Below are 17,739 nucleotides of genomic sequence, written 5' to 3'. Positions count from 1 at the left end.
TCTCACAGGGCACCTGCCAGGGCCAGACGGCGCAGCGCGACCGCGCGAGCCAGGCGCCCGGTCACCTTCTCGAAGGCTGGATCGACGCCCAGTGCTCGTACGTGGTGCTCGTGCAGGAGGGCGCGCAGCACTGTCTCCGGGTCGCGTTGCTCGACGAGCATGCGGTGGTACGCGCGGAGAGCGTCATCGCGTGCGCGCCAAGCGGAGACGACGGCATCCCCCGCTGGCAGCGCACCGACCTGGGCGAGATCGCCGCAGCGGAGTGCGTGATCCCGTAGAACGCGGTCGAGCTGGCCCGTTGTCCGTTCCAGGCACCTGACCAGCCATCGGCATCCGGTGAGGGGGTCTGGTGCGAACGCCGCCGCGAGGTGAGTCATCGATGCTGCGGCCAGCGCTTGACCGGGCAGGTGCGAACGCTCGACTGCCGTTATCTGCGCGATCGCGGCCAAGGTGTCCGCGGCCGAGACCTGCTCGGCGACCTGTAGCGCCGCGCCTTCCCCGTACCTGCCAGGCTGCTCGTAGTGAGTGGTCAAGGTGAGGTGCGCCAGCAGGCCCCGTACTTGAAGCCTCTCGGCGAACGCCGCCAGGCACTCGGCGACCTTCCCGAACTGGCGGCGGTCGGTCAGGCGTATGAAGAGTGCGAGGTGCTGGTCGGTGTCGAGACGGATCATGTCGCGGTGCCGGCTCACCCACCAGCGGAGAACGACGTCACCGAGTTCGTCGATGAAGGCCGGTAGGTGCCGGGTCAGAATGGCGTCGAACCGTGCGGGGTTGCCGATCAGATGCGCACGTACGACCTCGGAGGCGCCCGGCCGATGCACAGCTCCTGATGACGCGGTAGCGGGAAGCTTCGATGGTGGCAACTGGATGGCCGTCATGGGGATCAACAGTTCGGCCGGACGCCCTATCCAGCTGTGGCCGTTCGGCGGGCCGTCCTCGTACAGCTCGATCCGTTCCGCGCGGTGCAGGTGAACGTGGAGCACAGCGCGATCCAGCTGCTCATCGAGGTCAAGAGGCAGGCGCAGCTCTCCGTGACACAGCACTACTCGCGCCGGGACTCGCCACCGTGCTCGCCATGCGCGAAGTCCCTCCTCCCATTGACCAGGTAGGTCTGCGGCAGTGAGAAGCCAGCGCGCCGGGGACAGGACGGTGCGCCGGTAACGGATGCGCGGGACGTACGGCAAGGTCCGAGCGGCGCCCAGGGTGAATGGCGCGAAGACCGCGCTGCGGGCTTCGGCGACCTCGGCGAGGAACCGGGCCAGCGGCGGACTTTGAACGACGGTGTCCAGCGCGTGCGGCACCTGGGTGAACACGCGCCGGCGGGTGGAGCGCTGCACCAGGTACATCTGCGCGGCATCGGCGGTGACTGCCAGGTCGTCGAGATCGATCGTTCCGCTCTCAGTGTGCTCACCCAGGTGGAGGGTGTCTTGGAGAAGCTGTGGGACGCGTACGACGTTCTCGTTGTGCGGGCGGCGAGGTGGGAAGGACAGCTGGACCACCACCGCGTCGTCCCCAGCGTGCTGGTAACCGGCGGCGAGGCGGGTTCGGTCGTCGTCATCGAGCAGGTAGGCGAAGCGGCCCGCCATGCTCGTGTGAGCGCGGGGTGCGGCCGTGATCCAGAGCTCGAAGTCGCCGCGATCGATCATCTCGGGGGACTCGGCGTGCAGGGTCACGCCCAGCTCCACCCGCCGCGGCGGTACGACGGTGGTGTGGTCACCCACGGTCAACGCCTCAAGCTGCGCCTCCGTCAGCGTGATCTCCTCACATCGGGAAAGCGTCGTTTCCTGAATGAGCGAGAGGAGGGCAGCGTCTCGTTCGGTCAGGGTGCGCCATGTGGGCCTTGCGCGGGGCGCGCCGAGGTAGCCAGTGGGATAGCCGAGACCGGAGTCGTCCACCAGCTCTCGTACGGGTACGAGGGCGCCGCGGCCGTACCTTACGAGGAACCGGGCGTGGTAATCCATCCATGCCGTCCGGCCGAAGGGCTCGGTGCACAGGCGTAGCAGTGCGGTGGCGGCGAGCTCTGCCTCCTTGAGCACGATTTCGGGGATGGCGATCGTCGCGTCGAGCCGTACGTCAGTGGCCAGGCTGACACTCGGGCTGAGGGAGCTCATCCGCTTGCAGGCTTCGCCGCGGACGATGGCAGCTTCGGTCGGGTCTGTGAGAGCGTCATGGCGGGTCAACAGTTGCCCGATGCTTCCGAGTCGGCGTAGCAGCTCCGCGATGTCCGGCAGGTCTGAACAGCTCGCAGCGCGCAGGGCCTCGATCAGGTGCTGCAAGGGATCGGCTGCGGTCGTCGGCGGGTGCAAGCTGGTGATGAGAACCTGCTGATCGACCAGAGCGTTCAGCAAGGCTTGGATCTTGTCTGGCGATGTCGCGGGAAAGAGCCGGATCAGGTCACTGGTCAGTTCGTCGAAGCGCTTTGGGTGAGCGGCTGCCATCAGCGCCCGTCGTACAGGCCGAGTCAAGCGTACGGACGCCTCACGAAGAGGCCCGGGAGTCCTCGCTCCGACCTCCGCCCGAGCAGCCACGATGAAGCGGCCGTCGCGGACGATGCCGCAGTTGTCGGTGACCACCATCAGTCGGGGTCGCAGGCCGGGATGCTGTTCGAGCTGGTCGATCAGCGTTATGAGCCACTCGGCGTCCACTCGGGCTCGCGTTAGATGGCACGTTCCAAGGGTTGCCTTGGCAGGACCGATCGTGGCCGTAGCAACCCCGGCGAACAGCCCGAACGGGGTTGCGCGTCGCTGCCAGCGCAGCAGGTATGAGGCGGTGGCGAGGATGGCTCTACGCAGGTCCGTAGTGGCCGGGTGCTCGGAGCCGAGCAGCAGGTTGATGCGGCTCGCGAGAGCAGGACTCGCCACTCGAACGGCCTCGCGTACGTCGCCACGCGCCCAGATCTTCGCCAGCCAAGGTCGGCCCTCGTGCTGAATCGCTGACTTACTCGACAGGTCGAGGTCTGTCGGCAGGTCAAGGTCGCCTGGATCGGTGCTCGCGCGCACCATCATCAGGCCGGTGTGTTCGTACCGCGGGAGGACGGTCACCGTACTTCTCTCTTCGTCGGCTACGAGCCGCGCCGCCGGCACCCACAAGCGTCTTGAGCGCCGGCGACCGCGAGCGGAGTCAGGATGGGTCGTTGGAGCTGGTGCTGCACGCGCTGGTGCTGCAGGTGTTGCCGCACCCGTCGCTGGTGTCGCACATCATGATGACCAGCGACGTCGTCGCCTCGACGACGCGCATGTCCAGCTCGAACTCCTCGTCAGCCACGACATCTGTGGGAGCGTCGGCGGCGTCAAGGGCCAGCAGTGGTGACATGGGATACGTACTCCTTCGGTTGGGTTCGGTGTGGACGGCCTGGCCGTACGCGGTCACTCAGCCGCAGGCCAGGAGATCGTGAGGAGGCCGTGGGTCTTGCGCAGGACGGCCACGTTCTCCGGGATATGGGCGGGTGAGGTGCCGGTCGGCCAGTAGGCGAACGTGGGCTCAGACCGGTCCCTGGCTCGCGCGTCCCACGCCCGAATCAGGTCGACCAGCGCGTTCGCCGGCTGGGCACCGTGCGGACCGTAGGCACGAGCTCCGAACTCGACCCCCTTCCCCTGCGGCAGCGGCCTCACCGACAGGTAGGCGAAGGAGTCACCGCGCACCACAGCGAATGGGAACCAGGTTTTCCGCTCGTGAGAGAGCTCCGTCCCCCCATCGGCGGCCATCCTGCAGAAGCCGGGCAGGAAGCCCGCGAGCCAAAGGTGCAGGTCGGCGAAGGACACCCCGTTTGCGATCGTCACGCCGGACCACACCTCAGTGCGTTCGCCGGCGAGGACACCGTCCAACCCGCTCGGGTCGTCAGGCGCTCCGGCGTCGAACCGAAGCGTGATCACGTGCCCTTGCGCGTCCGGCAGCCGAAACTCCCGGTCGGCATGCTCCCCGGCCCCCTGCATCGGCACGAACCCGCACACCACAGCAGAGGTGCTGACCAGATGGTCGCCCTCGCGCCGGAAGGCGATGGAGCGGCTGACGCCGTTCATGCGCAACGGCACCACGAGCGTGCCGTCCGCCTTCAACTGGCGTAGCCAGGTCGGAGCAATGTCCCACGCGCCGACGGTCACGATGATCGCGTCGAACGGCCCATACCCCCGTAGCTCGTTGTGCGCGTCAGCCGTGATCACGGTGACCCGATCCGCGTACCCTGCCGCTACGAGAAGTTCGGTCGCGCGATCGGTGACCTCCGGGTCGATGTCCACGCTGACGACCTGGCCGCTGGCTCCGACGACTTCGGCCAGCAAGGCCGCGTTGTAGCCGCCGGAGCCGATCTCCAGCACGCTCATCCCCGGGCTCACCTCGGCCTGCTCGATCATCGCCACCTGGACGTAGGTCGCGCTCACCGAGGAGATGGCGACGCCGCGCTCGTCTCTCTTGGTCACCACGGCGCTGTCGACGGCATAGGTGACCTCCAGCGGCGTATCGGCCGGAACGAACGCGTGTCGCGGCACGGTACGGAACGCCGCCTCCACCGACGCGGACCTGATGTATCCCGCCGCAATCAGCTCATCTGCGAGCTTGTCCCTGACCTCGGCGGCCCGAGCCTGGTCAGTGATTCCGTTGGTCACGAATCGTTCCTCTTTTCGGATCCTGCAGGACGGATGTAGCAGGTGAGAGGCGTAGCCAGCACGCCTCAACAGGTGCGTTCACGCTGGACAAGCTGGCGGCAGGTATCCACCGGCCACGCCGCGAAGGCGCTGATCAGGCAGCCCAGGCGGTCATGCATTCCTGCGGCTCATCAGCCGCCACCTGGTGATCGTCAGTGGCGGCGGCCGCCCCCACGGGCTCCGTGTCCAGGCGCGCGTACATCAGGCGCAGACCGGCGAGTATGACGAAGTTCATGGAGCTGACCTCCGGGTCGAAAGGGGAACGGAATCCACCGTGGGTTTCAGTCACATCAGGGGTAAAAGCAGGCCAGAGGCAACAACCTGGCTTCGGCCCAGCCGACTGCCACGCCACAATCGGCTCTCAGGTCAGAGCCTGCGCGGGTGGCGAGCGGGGAATCGAGATGGTCATGAGAGCCCTTTGATCGGTGACGTGGGCAGTGCGCCCGTGGGCCTCTGAGGATCGCTCCCGGTGTGGGACGCGGCAATGGTGACGCTCGCTTAACGTTGCCGCTGTTGCTCCCACCGTCACTAATGCAGTCACTAGAACTGGATTCACGTCGCCAATGGCCTAGCGAAGCGTGATGGACTGCTTACGCTGGATCAGCCCGGCATGCAGACGGAGGCTCGACATGGCGCACAAACGGTCGTGTGCTGCACGGTGGCGGCAGAGAGCCCAGCGCTTCGGATGGGATCTCTCCCGAACCGTGAACGAGATAGTCGCATGCTGCCAGGTGAGCCGCTTGCGCGCACATCGCCTGGCTCGCGGCTGGACCCTCGGAGAGGCGGTTCTCCACCTACAGGCCCTCTGCGAGGAGCTGGACGTCGACCCGCCGAAGACAGACATCCAGCAATGGGGACAATGGGAGACGCGGGAAGGCCGCATACCCCTGCCGAGAACCGTCGACCTCCTCTGCCGGCTCTACGCCACGGACGTCGCCGATCTCGGTTATGCCGTCGGCGGTAACGTCCCTGCCCACCCTGAGCGAACGAGGTCGGCTCCGTCCTCGACGTCAGAATTGGACATGCCTCCCGGTTTGCTGGCAACGAGCAACACTCATGGCGAGATACCGGGAGAACTGCTCGTCTCCACCCGGCGACTGATCGACCGGACTCTCGCCTCGGGCAGCGTGACCAAGGCCCAGCTCGATCTCCTCAACGAGCGGTTGATGTGGCTCCGGGAGCAGTACATCACCACACCGCCACAGACGATGATCCCTCGCTTGCTGACCGAGCTACGCGAAGTACAGGCCATAGCGCGCGACAGGCAGCCTGCCACCACGCAAGCCCGGCTGTCGGAGATGACGGCGATGCTGGCCACGCTCATCGCGGACTCCCTGATGAAACTCGGCGATATCCCGGAGGCACACGCGTGGTACGGCACCGCCCGCGCCGCCGCCGACGACAGCGGTAACCGCCTGCTGCGTTCCCGCGTACGAACGCAAGCAGCGATGCTGCCCTACTACTACGGCCCCATCGAAGCCGCCGTCGATCTGGCGAAGGAGGCAAGCGAGCTCAGCGCCGGCCGAGCACCGACCATCACGGCGGCCTTCGCCGCGATGGCCGAGGCCAGGGCACAGGCCCGCATCGGCAACACGGCCGCGGCCCTGCATGCTCTTCACAAAGCGCAGGACGTCTACAGCCGGACGGGACCAGGAAATCAGGACGACTACGACGCCTTCGGTTTCCCCGAGCGTCGCCTGCTCCTTTACATGAGCGGCGTGTTCACAAACCTGGGGCAGCGCGCCAAGGCTCGGGCCGCCCAGCAACGCGCGCTCGAGCTTTACGGCGACGACGCGTGCATCGACCCCGCTCTGCTCCGCATCGAAGAAGCAATCTGCTTCGCCCAAGGGCATTCACTCGATGAAGCCTGCCAGCTGGCCATGACCGCCTATCTCAGCGTCCCTGCCGGACACCGAACCCGCATCCTGGACGTCCGCGCCCGTGACGTCATCGTCGCCATCCCCGCACGCCTTCGCACCGCTCGACCGGCACGCGAGTTGAATGAAGTACTGGCGCTGCCCCCGGCCGAGGTGTGAGCCTGACAAGCATGAATGGTGCCCCCATCCACGGCGGCTTCACCGAAGCCGAGCTGTCCCACCTGCTCCACCGCGCTTGCGAGACAGCCGGGTTTCGCGCCGACGGCGCTGTGATCGTTCGAGGGCAGACCAACGCCGTCATCCGGCTGCAAGCTCCACCGGTCATTATGAAGATCGCCCGCGCGGGAACCGACCCAGGGGAGGTCGAGCGGACTGTCCGCTTCGTCAGCTGGCTCATGGACCTGGGCTTCCCCACCGTCCCTCTCTACAAGCGCGACATCCAACCCCTGATCATCGACGGCCACGCCATCACCCTTTGGGACTACCTCCCCCAGCCACCCGAGCCTGTCCCCACTGAGGCCCTGGCAAAGCCCCTCAGCCGTCTCCACAGCCTCAACCAGCCCCCGGTGGCGCTGCCACGATCCGACGCCATCGAAGCCATCCGCCGATCTCTCCGCGCAACCACCCTCCTACCCGAAGCGGACCTCCGCTTCCTGCAAGAGCGCGCCGATCTGCTGGAGTCGAAACTGGCTAACGTCCAGTACGCCCTCAACCCCGACGCCATCACCCAGGGCGACCCTCACCATCGAAACGCCCTGCACAGCTCGGAAGGGGTTGTCCTGTGCGACTGGGACAGCCTCTCCATCAGCCAGCCCGAATGGGACCTGATCACGATCGAGGTTCATTGCCGGCGCTTCGGCTACGGCCAGGCCGCGTACGACAACTTCGCTCAGGCGTACGGCTTCGATGTCACCGCATGGAGCGGCTACCACGCCCTACGCGACCTGCGCGAACTACGCATGATCTCCACGAACGCCCGAAAGTCGACCTACGCCCCTGAAAAGGCCGCCGAAGTCATCAGACGGGTCGACGACCTCCGCCACGGAGATCACACAATGGCCTGGAACATCCTTTGAGAGGCAACCGCGCGGTGATGCCGCTTCACCGTACCGTCCATCATGATCGATGGCGGCCTCTGTGCGGGCGGGCAAGCGGGCTTCTTTTTCGATCAGTCAGGTGACTCCGATTCGTCGAGGTGCTTGAGCATCTCCTCGACTTCCTGCGTCTCTGGGTGCTCTGGGCCAAGCAGGAGCTGCAGGTCATCTCGCAGGGCAGTGAGTACGCCTCTGGCTGCGTGGATTTCCCCTTCGGTGGCGAGGAGTGCTCCGATGCTTCGCCGGACCTCTATCGCCGTCTCCGATGTGTCGCTCTCCTTCTCACGAACAAGATCGAGCACTTCACGGTACTCCTTGAGAGCGGTGGTTGCTTGGCCGAGCTGAGCACGGCAGTCGGCCGCCTGACGGCGACAGTCGAGCACGATGTCGCTCATCGGGCCCTCGGTGCTTTCATAGGCAGCCGCGAGAGCATCGAACTCTGGGAGCGCCCGTCGGTAGTCGCCCCCGAGGAAGAGCGCCGCAGCACGCTTTATCCGAAGAGCCAGGACCCGGGGATGACGTGCACCAACCGCTTCGGCTCCGGAGGCGATGGCCCCCTCAAGCGCGTCGGCTGCTTGGATGTAGCGGTCTTCGTCGAGGAGGGCGTTGGCCTGACGGTCCACACTGGCGATCGCGTTTCTCAGTGACGTATCCAGCGAGGTGCCAGGCACCGGCTCGGAGATGACGTCAGAGGCCGCCGACGGGGCGTCCGGCAGGCGAGGCGCATTGGGGCGCCGATACATATGAGTTGGGTCGGGGTATCCCGACAGGTTTGCCTGGCCTTGCAGGGTCGGCGTGCCTGGTGGTGGAAGGAACGGCAGGAGAGCGGTGTATACCGCGTAGGCATCCTGCGGGCGGTGCTCGGGCTTCTTGGCCAGCAGTTCGAACACCAGCTTTTCAAGCTCCTCGGGAACATCCGGGCGTAGCGTTCGAAGCGGTATAGGAGTTGCGTGCCGGTGCTGCTCGCAAAAGAGCTCCTCGGTGGGGCCGGGGAACACCGGTTCGCCGCAGAGCAACTCGTGGAGAAGGCAACCTAGCGCGTACAAGTCGCTTTGAGGCGTGACCTGGCTGGCTCGGGTCTGCTCGGGCGACATGTACTGAAACGTTCCCATTGGGATGCCGAGCCGGGTCAGCCGAGGTGTGCCCGGGCGCAGGATCGCGGCGATGCCGAAGTCGAGCACCTTCACGGTGCCGTCGGATGTGACCAGCACATTGTCAGGCTTGAGGTCGCGGTGAACCACCGGCACAGCGTGTGCATGCGACAGGACAGTGGCGATCTGAGCAGCGACGGCTGCAGCCCAGGGCACTGGTAGGGACACGTCCGGGCGGATGTAAGAGCGGAGAGTAGCGCCGTGGATGTACTCCATCACCAAGTACAACTGGTCGTAAGACTCGGTGAGCACCGCGTCGTAGACCTGCGGCACTCCATGATGCCTGACACGGGCAGTGATGCGGGCTTCGCGTCTGAAGCGCTCTGCCAGCTCTTGAGCTTCCTGTACCGAGTTGACAACATCCGCCCTGATCACCTTGATGGCGACCTCACGGTCGAGGACGGCATCGTAGCCTCGCCACACGGCGCCCATGCCACCGGAATTGATCAGCTCAGCCAGTTCGTATCGCCCGGCGACAGGTCCACTCGGCACTGTGTCTCCGCGAGTCGCATTACGCATCTTTTGCACCAAGTGTGCGTTCGGCAGCTTCCGAGTGTCTAGCGCTTTGGCCGGTTAGGCAACGTCATTCAGCCCTTCCTGCTCACGAATCAGCCGCCACGCCGCGCGCCTCGCGGTCTTGGTTAGCGCATTACGGAAACTGGTGTCCTTGGCATCAAAGAAACGGTCGCCCAGAGTCCGCAGCGTGTCCACGTGATCGGCGACCTTGTTGATGAAGACGTCGTTGAAGACGTGACCGAAATTCTCCGGGTCGACGTTGGCGACCGCGGCCTGCCGTACCTTGGGGTCGTTGACAGCCTCGTTGAACGGGACGATGACATCTTGCTCGGTGAAGTCGGTGCCGAACCTCTCGTTGAACTTCTCGATCAGCTCCGACAGCAGCGACTTCTCCTCGTCCTTGCTCCGGCCGGAGCCGTCGCCGAAGCCCTTCAGCTCGGCTGTGCCTTCAGGTGTGAGGCTGAGGTCGTACGAGCCTGTCTGTTCTGTCCGTACGTGAGTGAGCTCGATCTCTCCCAGGTCCACGTCGCCCCGATGGCCGTGCGGCAGCCTCGTCAGCAGGGCGCGTCCGTAGACATAGAGCAGTTCCAGGTCGATGTCCTTGTACGGGATGATCTGGGAGAGGAAACCATATTTGCTGACAAAGCTGTCCAAGTCCGTACGAAAGTCCTCGGCCCGCTTGCGGTCCAGTTCGTCATCACCGTCGAGCAGCGCCTTGAATCGGTCGACTGCAGGAACCAGGTGCCGATAGAGCTCCGCATGCGCCTTCTCGGGCGAGAGCCCCGCTTCATCGGCGCCCAGCAGCGCGACGGCGAAGTCCAGCATCTCCTTCCGGTAGAGCAGCTCGGCCGTCATCACCTTGCTCTGCGCGGTGTAGAGCAGGTTCGGATCCGATGGAAGCGTCGTAGCCTGCTCGAAGTACGGCCGGAAGGAGCTCCGGATCTGCTCGCCATCGTTGACGAAATCCATGACGGCTAGATCCGTCTGCGACTTTCTGTCGGCGGTCCTGTTGAGCCGCGAGAGTGTCTGGACGGCCGCGATGCCAGACAGCTTCTTGTTAACGTACATCGTCGTCAGCAGCGGTTCGTCGAAGCCGGTCTGATACTTTTCGGCGACCACGAGGATCCGGTATTCCGGCCGGCCTTTCCCACCCGCCTTGACCGCCTTGTCATCGGCGCGCGTGTAGGCGAACGCCTTGGGAAGCTGGTCCTCGGCGAGGCCGCCGTTCTCCTTGACCTCGGTGATGTCCTTCTCCGCCCCATGATTGAGGTTGCCGGAGAAGGCAACTAACACGCCGATATCCTGATTTCGAATCTCCAGCTCCTCTTTGATAGCCCGGGACATCAGGACGGCGCTCAGCCGCGATGAGGTGACGACCATGGCTTTGGCCCGTCCGCCCATCTTGTTACGGGTATGGGCCAGGAAGTGCTCGACGATGACCGTCGCCTGCTGAGCAACGGTCGCGTCGTGGGTCAGGGCGTACTTGGCCAGCAGCGGGCTCGCCTTAGACTTGTCAACCTCCCGGTCATCGGGGTTCTTGTTGACGAGCTTCCAGTACGTGTCATAGGTAACGTAGCTACGCAGCGGATCGAGGATGAAACCTTCCTCAATCGCCTGCCGCATCGCGTAGGTGTGAAACGGCTCATACTTCAGCTCGCCAGCAACCTTCGTAGGCGTGCCGAACAGCTCCAGAGTCTTGGCCTTTGGGGTGGCGGTGAAGGCGAAATAGGAGATGTTGGCGGCCCTGGCGCGTTCAGCTGCGCTGCGCTCCAGCTTCGCCTCGACGCTCGTGGCCCCCTGGTCGTCATCTTCGGCATCGAGGCCCAGATCCCGAAGGACGGCCCGGACTGCCTTGGCTGCCTCGCCGGACTGAGATGAGTGCGCCTCGTCCATGATGATGGCGAAGGTCCGCCCCTTGATCTCGGTCGGGTTCTCCTTCAGGTACTCCACCAGCACTGGAAACGTGGCCAGCGTCACCGTGATGATCTTCCCGCTCTCACTGGAGAGCGCCCTGGCCAACTGAGCCGACTTCGCTCCATGCTTCTCATCGATCTTCACGACGAGGCCGGCGGTCTGCTCGAAGTTACCGACGGTCTTGCGGAGCTGAGCGTCGAGGTTGCGCCGGTCGGTAATGATGATGGTCTTGTCGTAGACCGGAACGCCCGGCTTGAGCCCGCGCTTGACTGCCTCCGGGTCGAGTTCATTGGCGTCGGTCGCCGTGTGCAGAGTGCTGAGCCGATGCGCCAGCCAGGCGATCGTGTTCGACTTGCCTGATCCCGCCGAGTGCATGATCAGGTAGTTCTGGCCGACGCCGTGCCGTACGGCGTGTGCTGTCAGCTTCTTTACAGCGTCCCATTGGTGGAACCGCGGGAAGATGATCGAGCTGCTCGCGCCGTCCCTGTTCCTGTGGATGAAACGTTCCAGCAGATCGAGCCAGTTGTCCCGCGCCCAGACCTCTTCCCACAGGTAGGAGGTCGCGTACTTACCTGGTACGGCAGGGGCCATATTGCCTGCGCCCCCGGATTCCCCAGCACCCTCCGAACCAGTGTTGAACGGAAGGAACAACGTGGACTTCCCGCGCAGTTTCGGCGCGACGAAGACTTGATCGGGGTCCACAGCGAAGTTGGCCACCACCCGCTGCGCGAAAATCAGCTCGGTGGGGTCACGGTCGTCCCGGTACTGCTTCTTCGCCTCCTCCACGCCTTGACCAGTGAGCGGGTTCTTCAGTTCGACCGTGGCGGTGGGGATACCGTTGACGAAGAGCACCAGGTCGAGCCGGTTCCCCTGATCGGCCTTCTTGGTCGCGTACGAGACCTCGCGGATGACCGTCAGCCGGTTGGCCCGGTAGTTGGTCAGCATGTCATCGGACTCAACGAGGTTCGGCTTGAAGTACGCCAAGCGGATCCGGACACCACGATCCTTGACCCCGTTCCGCAACACTTCCAGAACGCCGTCCGTGGCGATCGCCTGGTGCACGCGGCGCACGAACCCTTGCTGAGCCTCGTCGGGATCGTTCCCGTAGAGAGAGAGCAATTGGTCCCACTCATCGATCTGGGTCGCACCGATGAATGTAAAAAGCTCGCCAGCAGCAAGACCGAGATCGGGCCGGTAGTCCGAGGACTTACCTACCAGCCAACCATGCTCCTGCATCTCGGCCAGGATCGCGCTCCGGAACGCCTCCTCTTTATGGTTCGCGGCCATCACTCCTCCACCCCGCGCCCGTTCGCCGTGGAAACATCGAACTGCCCGCCCACCGCCGCCGTGATCAGTGCCTGCCGATGCTCCACCAGCAGTTCCCTTGAGCGCTCAATGAGCGACCGTGCGTAACTGGCCTCCTTAGTGACGCGCTCGAGCCCACGTGATATCTGTTCCTGGCAAGCGAGTGGAATGTTCGGGAGGACACAGTCCTTGACCACTCCGGTTGGCAGATTATTCGCCATACCGTCCGCACCCGAAATGCCATTTTTGATGTGCTCCCGGACACGATGGCTTCGCAGCATGTGAGCCACAAACCCGGCGGCCATACGGGTTTTATCCAGGCTGATGCGATAGAGCTTATCGCAGAGCAGAAGATTGCCTTCATATTCGCCGACGACACCTACGCTTCCAATCAAGCTAGGCGATCCACTAGCCCTTGACATCAACAGGTCTCCTGCATTCAGTCGATATTCGGTTCGTGGGGTGACGTCGACAGGTAGGGCCTTGTGTTGCCTGGGGTCAAATACACCACTATTTACACAGCCAGCTTTTACCACTCCCCACTCGCCCTGTTCTGCTGGCCTATCTTCACACTGGGGGGACCAACCTTGCTCGATACCCATCAGCACATGGCGCAGTCGAATTGCTCCATATTGGCCCAAGAGTTCCTCGTAAGTCTCTGATACTCGGGCGGATAGATACGATGAGATAAGACTCGCCTGATGAGAGCGCAGAGCGATGAGGCGGGCGATACGACTTGTTTCAGCATCAAGGAAGTCCGCGATTCGCCTCTGCTCCTCCAGCGGCGGCAATCGGATAGGAAGTGTCCGTACCCGTTCCGCACTGAGATGGTGAATATTTGCACCAGTTGCTATCGACGCGAACACACCAGTACCGAAGGCGGAACGAGCCCACCATCCGAGAAAGCGCCCATCCGTAATTTCTCGCGGGCGGAGACGAAGCAATGTGTTTTGGTAGCACACCATGCCAGGCAGCTCTCCGCGCCATACGGCTGAAGCACCAACGGTGCCCAAGCTGCCGCTCCCCTCGGTGACAAGGACATCTCCGGGCGACAGTGAGAAGATTTCCTGCTCGGCGGGCGAAAAGTTCATCTCCTGGACATCCGTAAGGTCCAGAACGCCGTCCTTGACGTTGGCAGCCCGTAGATAGGGCATCATGTACGGCCCTTCTGCGTGTTGCGGAGAACGCTGGCGTCCAAGAGAAACTTCTGCTACAGCCCTAAGTGTCGTCGCCACTATCGTCATTTTGTCACCTCGCCCAGAATGCGCTGTATCTCCGCCTCAAGGGTCTTGAGTTCGGCACTTATTTCCACCAACGGGCGCATAGGCCTATAGACGTAGAAGTGGCGAGCAAGGGGAATCTCGTAGCCTATCTTGGTCTTATCGCGATCGATCCAGGCGTCGGGGACGTGTGGATGGACTTCGCGCTTGAGATAGCTCTCCACATCCTCCTCCAAGGGAACGTTCTCGTAGTCTCGCAGCTCGGGGTCGGGCTCGATCTCGTCCTTCTTCTTGTACTGCACTTCGCCTTGCGGATCTCGAACACTGAGAAGGTCACGGAGGGCCTTGTAGAAGGGGGCCTTCGTGGGCCAGGTCAGTCCAGCCTCGACTACGGCCTTCTGCAGCGCGCCGAACGCCTCCGCCTTCGTTGCCCAGGTGGAGCCGACCAGGGGGCGGATCGCCTCCATCATGCCGCTGACGGATCCGAGCATTCCGTGTGCTTCAGCGGTGTAGGAGAACCTCTCCCAAGATTCCTCAGTCAACTCGAAGCGGAGCTTCAGCGGGCGCTCCACTGTAATCCGGTGGTAGCCGAACTCCTCGTTACGGAAGACCTTCACCTTGCCGTGCAGAGGATGATCAGAGTCGGCCGCCACGCTCAGCGCTTCTCCGTACAACCGAGTGATCTCTCGGATCTGCTCCTTGCCGATCTCCTTGCGCTTGTCGCCCAGCGACTTGCGCATCTTCTGCCAGTAGTCACGGGCATCCAGCAGGATGACCTTGCCCTCGTGCTCCGGCGACTTGCGGTTGGTCAGGATCCAGAAATACGTGGAGATGCCCGTGTTATAGAAGAGCTGGTCGGGAAGGGCCACGATGGCCTCCAGCCAGTCGTTCTCCAGGATCCAGCGGCGGATCTCCGACTCCCCCGAACCGGCGGCGCCGGTGAACAACGGGGAGCCGTTAAAGACGACCGCGACACGGCTGCCTCCCCGTGCCGGCTCCTTCATCTTGGAGATCATGTGCTGCAGGAATAGGAAGGAGCCGTCGTTGATCCGCGGCAGGCCGGCCCGGAACTTGCCCTCCGGCTCGCTCTTGTGCTCGGCTTCGATCGCGTTCTTTATCTTTTTCCACTCGACGCCGAACGGCGGGTTGGCGAGCAGGTAGTCGAACTTCTCGCCTTCGTGGCCGTCCTGCGTGAAAGAGTTGCCGAAGGCGATGTTGTCCAGATTCTGACCCTTGATGATGAGGTCAGAGCCGCAGATCGCCCAGGATTCGGGGTTGAGTTCCTGGCCGAACACCTTGACGGTGGCACCGGGGTTCAGAGCCGTGATGTGCTCCTCTGCTGCAGACAGCATGCCACCCGTACCGCAGGCGGGGTCGAACACGGTACGGACGACGCCGCTCTCACGGAGCAGATCGGCGTCGGGGGCGATGAGGAGGTTCACCATCAGTTCGATGACCTCGCGTGGGGTGAAGTGCTCACCGGCGGTCTCATTGGACGCTTCCGCAAATCGCCGGATGAGGTCTTCGAACACGTACCCCATCAGCTGGTTTGAGATCATGGACGGCCGCAGGTCGAGGTCGGCGAAGCGGCCGACCACCATATAGAGAAGGTTGGCCTCGTCCAATCTCTTGATCTGCTGGGCGAAGTCGTACTTCTCCAGAACCTCTCGCGCGTTACTGGAGAAAGACGCGATGTACGCGCTCAGGTTGGCTGCCGCATGCCCGGCATCGCCTGCGATCTTCTTCAGGGTGTAGCGGCTGGTGTTGTAGAAGCTCTGCCCGGAAGCCCTGCGTAGGAAGAACTCGCGCTTCTCACCGCCGTCGTAAGCATCCGCCACCTTGTCGCGGGTGGGTTCGAGAACACACTCCAGGCGGCGCAAGACCGTAAAAGGCAGGATGACCTTGCCGTACTCATGTCGTTTGAAGTCGCCACGCAGCAAGTCGGCGACGGCCCAGGCGTTGTTGGAGAGTTGTGCGTGCTTGCCGAGATCCAACGAGGTTCTTCTTCCTAGGAGGGTTGCTGATGCCAGTGCATCAAAATCTCACGTTGCCTGCGAGGGAAACTGGATCAAAGGTCCGGCGGGATGAGTCCGCCGCCAGCGAGAGCCGTATTCACCGCGCGAGTTGTCTCATTCGCCAGGTTCCACACCTCCTGCGCCGCTTGTTCCAACCGGCGTAGTTCCTGGAACGCTTGGCCATACCGGCGCTGCTCATGCAGCGGTAGCAGCGGGACCTTGAAACGACGGGGCTCAAAAGGAACGTCCAGTCGGAGGTTGGATGCTGCGGCCAGGTTCTCCTCAGTGGCCAGGAATCCGGCCAGGAACCAGGGGTCCAAGCGCGCAGGGTCCGGGCGAAGGAGAACAACGTCCGAGTCAGGACGCTGACCAGCGCCCTCTTCTCCTGCGACTGTGACCATGGTCTGTTGGCGAGAAAGCACTCGTGGAACCAGTACATCGCCAGGTTGGACGCGGCTCGACTTAGCTCGGATTACCGCCAGCAGCCCGCCTTTACCGAGATCCTCCACAGTGGCGGTACGCCAGGTCTTCGGCTGATCGCTCATGTCGGTCCACAACTGGGCAGAAACTGCTGCGGAAAGGTCGTTCACACCTTGGCTCAGCTGCTGAAACAGCTGCTGAGCCCGTCGGGCGGTCGCGCTGGGGTCAAGCGTGGCCTTGTGGAGATGCCGGATCGGTGTGAGGTCGACGTTCTCCCCGAAGAGCTCGACGACAGGTAGCGCACGCGCTGTGCCCGGTACAGATTCGAACGCGGTGGGATTGTCGAGATAAGTCCGCCACAGGCTGAGAATCTCTGTGGTGAGCTCGGCCCAGCCGGTTTCCTCTCCCGACAGGTCAACCATCAGGATGGGCTCGCCCGTGGGGGCAGGACCTGGCTGGCGAAGCAGCCATAGGTGGAGACCTACATGCATGGGGACGGCAAGTCCCGGCGGTAGCGCGATGATCGCGCGGAGCGCGCCGGCCTTGAGCAGCTCGGCGCGGACCTTCCTACCCGGTGTACGGGCGGCGGTTGACGGCGGGAGAAGCATGACGACATGACCACCAGGGACGAGATGCGCCAGCGCGTGCTGAACCCAGGCCAGCTCGCTTTCTCCGCGCGGCGGCACACCGTATGTCCATCGGGGATCGTAGACCAGCTCGTCATGCCCCCAGTCGCGATCGCCGAAGGGCGGGTTGCACAGCACGGCATCAGCGCGAAGGTCAGCGAACGCGTCAGCGGCGAGGCTGTCTCCCGATACGATTTTGATCTCCTGCTCTAACTGGGAGATCTTCAACCGGACGGCACTGCGCAGGGCTTGGATGTCGAGACGGTCCTGACCCAGCAGATGTCGCGCCCCTCGACGACCGGCGGCTTCCAGCAAAGCACCGCCGCCGCAAGCCGGGTCGAAGACGACCTGGGGGTACTCGTCGCCGTCGCGCAGGAGGTCGGCCATGAGGTCGGCGAGCGGTTGCGGGGTGCTGTAGGCCCCGCCCGAATGGCTATCGGCCAGCTGCCGCTCGGCGAGGACGTCCATCACGGTACGGGCGCTTTCGTCCTTGACTCCCTTCAGGACGGTCCTCAGCAGTGCTGCATCAACAGGCTCAAAGGAGCTTGTTCGTGTGGGAGGTAGTTCCTTGGCTATGGCCTTCACTGCCTTGGTTGCCGAGGCAGCGAGAGCCTCATCCCCAAGTTTCATCAGCTCCGATGTGCTGCCTCGATCAGCCGCCAGCACAAAGGGCAACAAGCGAGCCGCAACCGAGGAATCGCCGCGCAGGCGAAGAAGCGTCCTCAGCTCCTCAACAGGATCGATCTTGGACTTTAGGTCTCGACGAGACAACCAATCACGGACCTCAGCCAAGTCGTAGAGCGGATTGGCGTCGGCTCCGGCGACCGGAGCCGGGAAGTCGGGATGCCGTCGCCGCCAGTTGCTGACCGTAGCGCGTGTGACACCCGCGAGCCGGGAGATCTCGGCTGCGGTCACGTGCATCGGAGCCTGTGACATGGCGCCTCCTCGTGATCTGAACGGC

Annotated in this window: 11 protein-coding genes; 2 read left to right on the top strand and 9 right to left on the bottom strand. The window is 63.7% G+C overall.

What is annotated here, in order from left to right:
* Positions 1–2 precede the first annotated feature (2 nt).
* The 4 genes from AB0K12_RS15405 to AB0K12_RS15390 form a co-directional block, all read right to left on the bottom strand.
* Complete coding sequence (locus tag AB0K12_RS15405; protein ID WP_364560505.1) at positions 3–3,041, bottom strand: lantibiotic dehydratase; 3,039 nt, start codon at positions 3,039–3,041, stop codon at positions 3–5.
* A 79-nt stretch (positions 3,042–3,120) separates the two neighbouring features.
* Positions 3,121–3,312, bottom strand: a complete 192-nt coding sequence (locus AB0K12_RS15400; RefSeq protein ID WP_364383615.1) for an FxLD family lanthipeptide — start codon at positions 3,310–3,312, stop codon at positions 3,121–3,123.
* Positions 3,313–3,365: 53 nt separating this feature from the next.
* Positions 3,366–4,601, bottom strand: coding sequence for a methyltransferase, FxLD system (fxlM, locus tag AB0K12_RS15395; RefSeq protein ID WP_364560501.1), 1,236 nt, complete (start codon positions 4,599–4,601; stop codon positions 3,366–3,368).
* Positions 4,602–4,734: 133 nt separating this feature from the next.
* Positions 4,735–4,875 (bottom strand): hypothetical protein, encoded by a 141-nt coding sequence (locus AB0K12_RS15390; protein WP_364560498.1) that lies wholly within the window; start codon positions 4,873–4,875, stop codon positions 4,735–4,737.
* Positions 4,876–5,380: 505 nt separating this feature from the next.
* On the opposite strand from AB0K12_RS15390, the gene AB0K12_RS15385 reads away from it, so the two are divergent.
* Positions 5,381–6,676, top strand: coding sequence for an XRE family transcriptional regulator (locus AB0K12_RS15385; RefSeq protein WP_364560496.1), 1,296 nt, complete (start codon positions 5,381–5,383; stop codon positions 6,674–6,676).
* Between the two features lie 11 nt (positions 6,677–6,687).
* Positions 6,688–7,593, top strand: coding sequence for a phosphotransferase (locus AB0K12_RS15380; protein WP_364560493.1), 906 nt, complete (start codon positions 6,688–6,690; stop codon positions 7,591–7,593).
* Between the two features lie 92 nt (positions 7,594–7,685).
* Here the strand turns inward: AB0K12_RS15380 and AB0K12_RS15375 are convergent, their stop codons facing one another.
* The 5 genes from AB0K12_RS15375 to AB0K12_RS15355 form a co-directional block, all read right to left on the bottom strand.
* Positions 7,686–9,254, bottom strand: a complete 1,569-nt coding sequence (locus AB0K12_RS15375) for a serine/threonine-protein kinase (protein WP_364560490.1) — start codon at positions 9,252–9,254, stop codon at positions 7,686–7,688.
* An 81-nt stretch (positions 9,255–9,335) separates the two neighbouring features.
* On the bottom strand, positions 9,336–12,479 hold the full coding sequence (locus AB0K12_RS15370; RefSeq protein ID WP_364560487.1) for a type I restriction endonuclease: 3,144 nt from the start codon (positions 12,477–12,479) through the stop codon (positions 9,336–9,338).
* The gene (locus AB0K12_RS15365) at positions 12,479–13,741 is read right to left on the bottom strand and encodes a restriction endonuclease subunit S (protein WP_364560485.1); all 1,263 of its coding nucleotides are present in this window, start codon (positions 13,739–13,741) and stop codon (positions 12,479–12,481) included. Before AB0K12_RS15365 ends, AB0K12_RS15370 begins: the two co-directional genes overlap by 1 nt.
* Positions 13,738–15,711 (bottom strand): class I SAM-dependent DNA methyltransferase, encoded by a 1,974-nt coding sequence (locus AB0K12_RS15360; protein WP_364560483.1) that lies wholly within the window; start codon positions 15,709–15,711, stop codon positions 13,738–13,740. Before AB0K12_RS15360 ends, AB0K12_RS15365 begins: the two co-directional genes overlap by 4 nt.
* A 74-nt stretch (positions 15,712–15,785) precedes the next feature.
* Positions 15,786–17,714 (bottom strand): N-6 DNA methylase, encoded by a 1,929-nt coding sequence (locus AB0K12_RS15355; protein ID WP_364560481.1) that lies wholly within the window; start codon positions 17,712–17,714, stop codon positions 15,786–15,788.
* Between the last annotated feature and the right edge of the window lie 25 nt (positions 17,715–17,739).

It is taken from the genome of Nonomuraea sp. NPDC049419, assembly GCF_040676995.1.
Classification (GTDB): domain Bacteria; phylum Actinomycetota; class Actinomycetes; order Streptosporangiales; family Streptosporangiaceae; genus Nonomuraea; species Nonomuraea salmonea.
The sequence above is the reverse complement of the archived record's forward strand: the minus strand, read 5'-3'. Positions and strand labels throughout refer to the sequence as shown.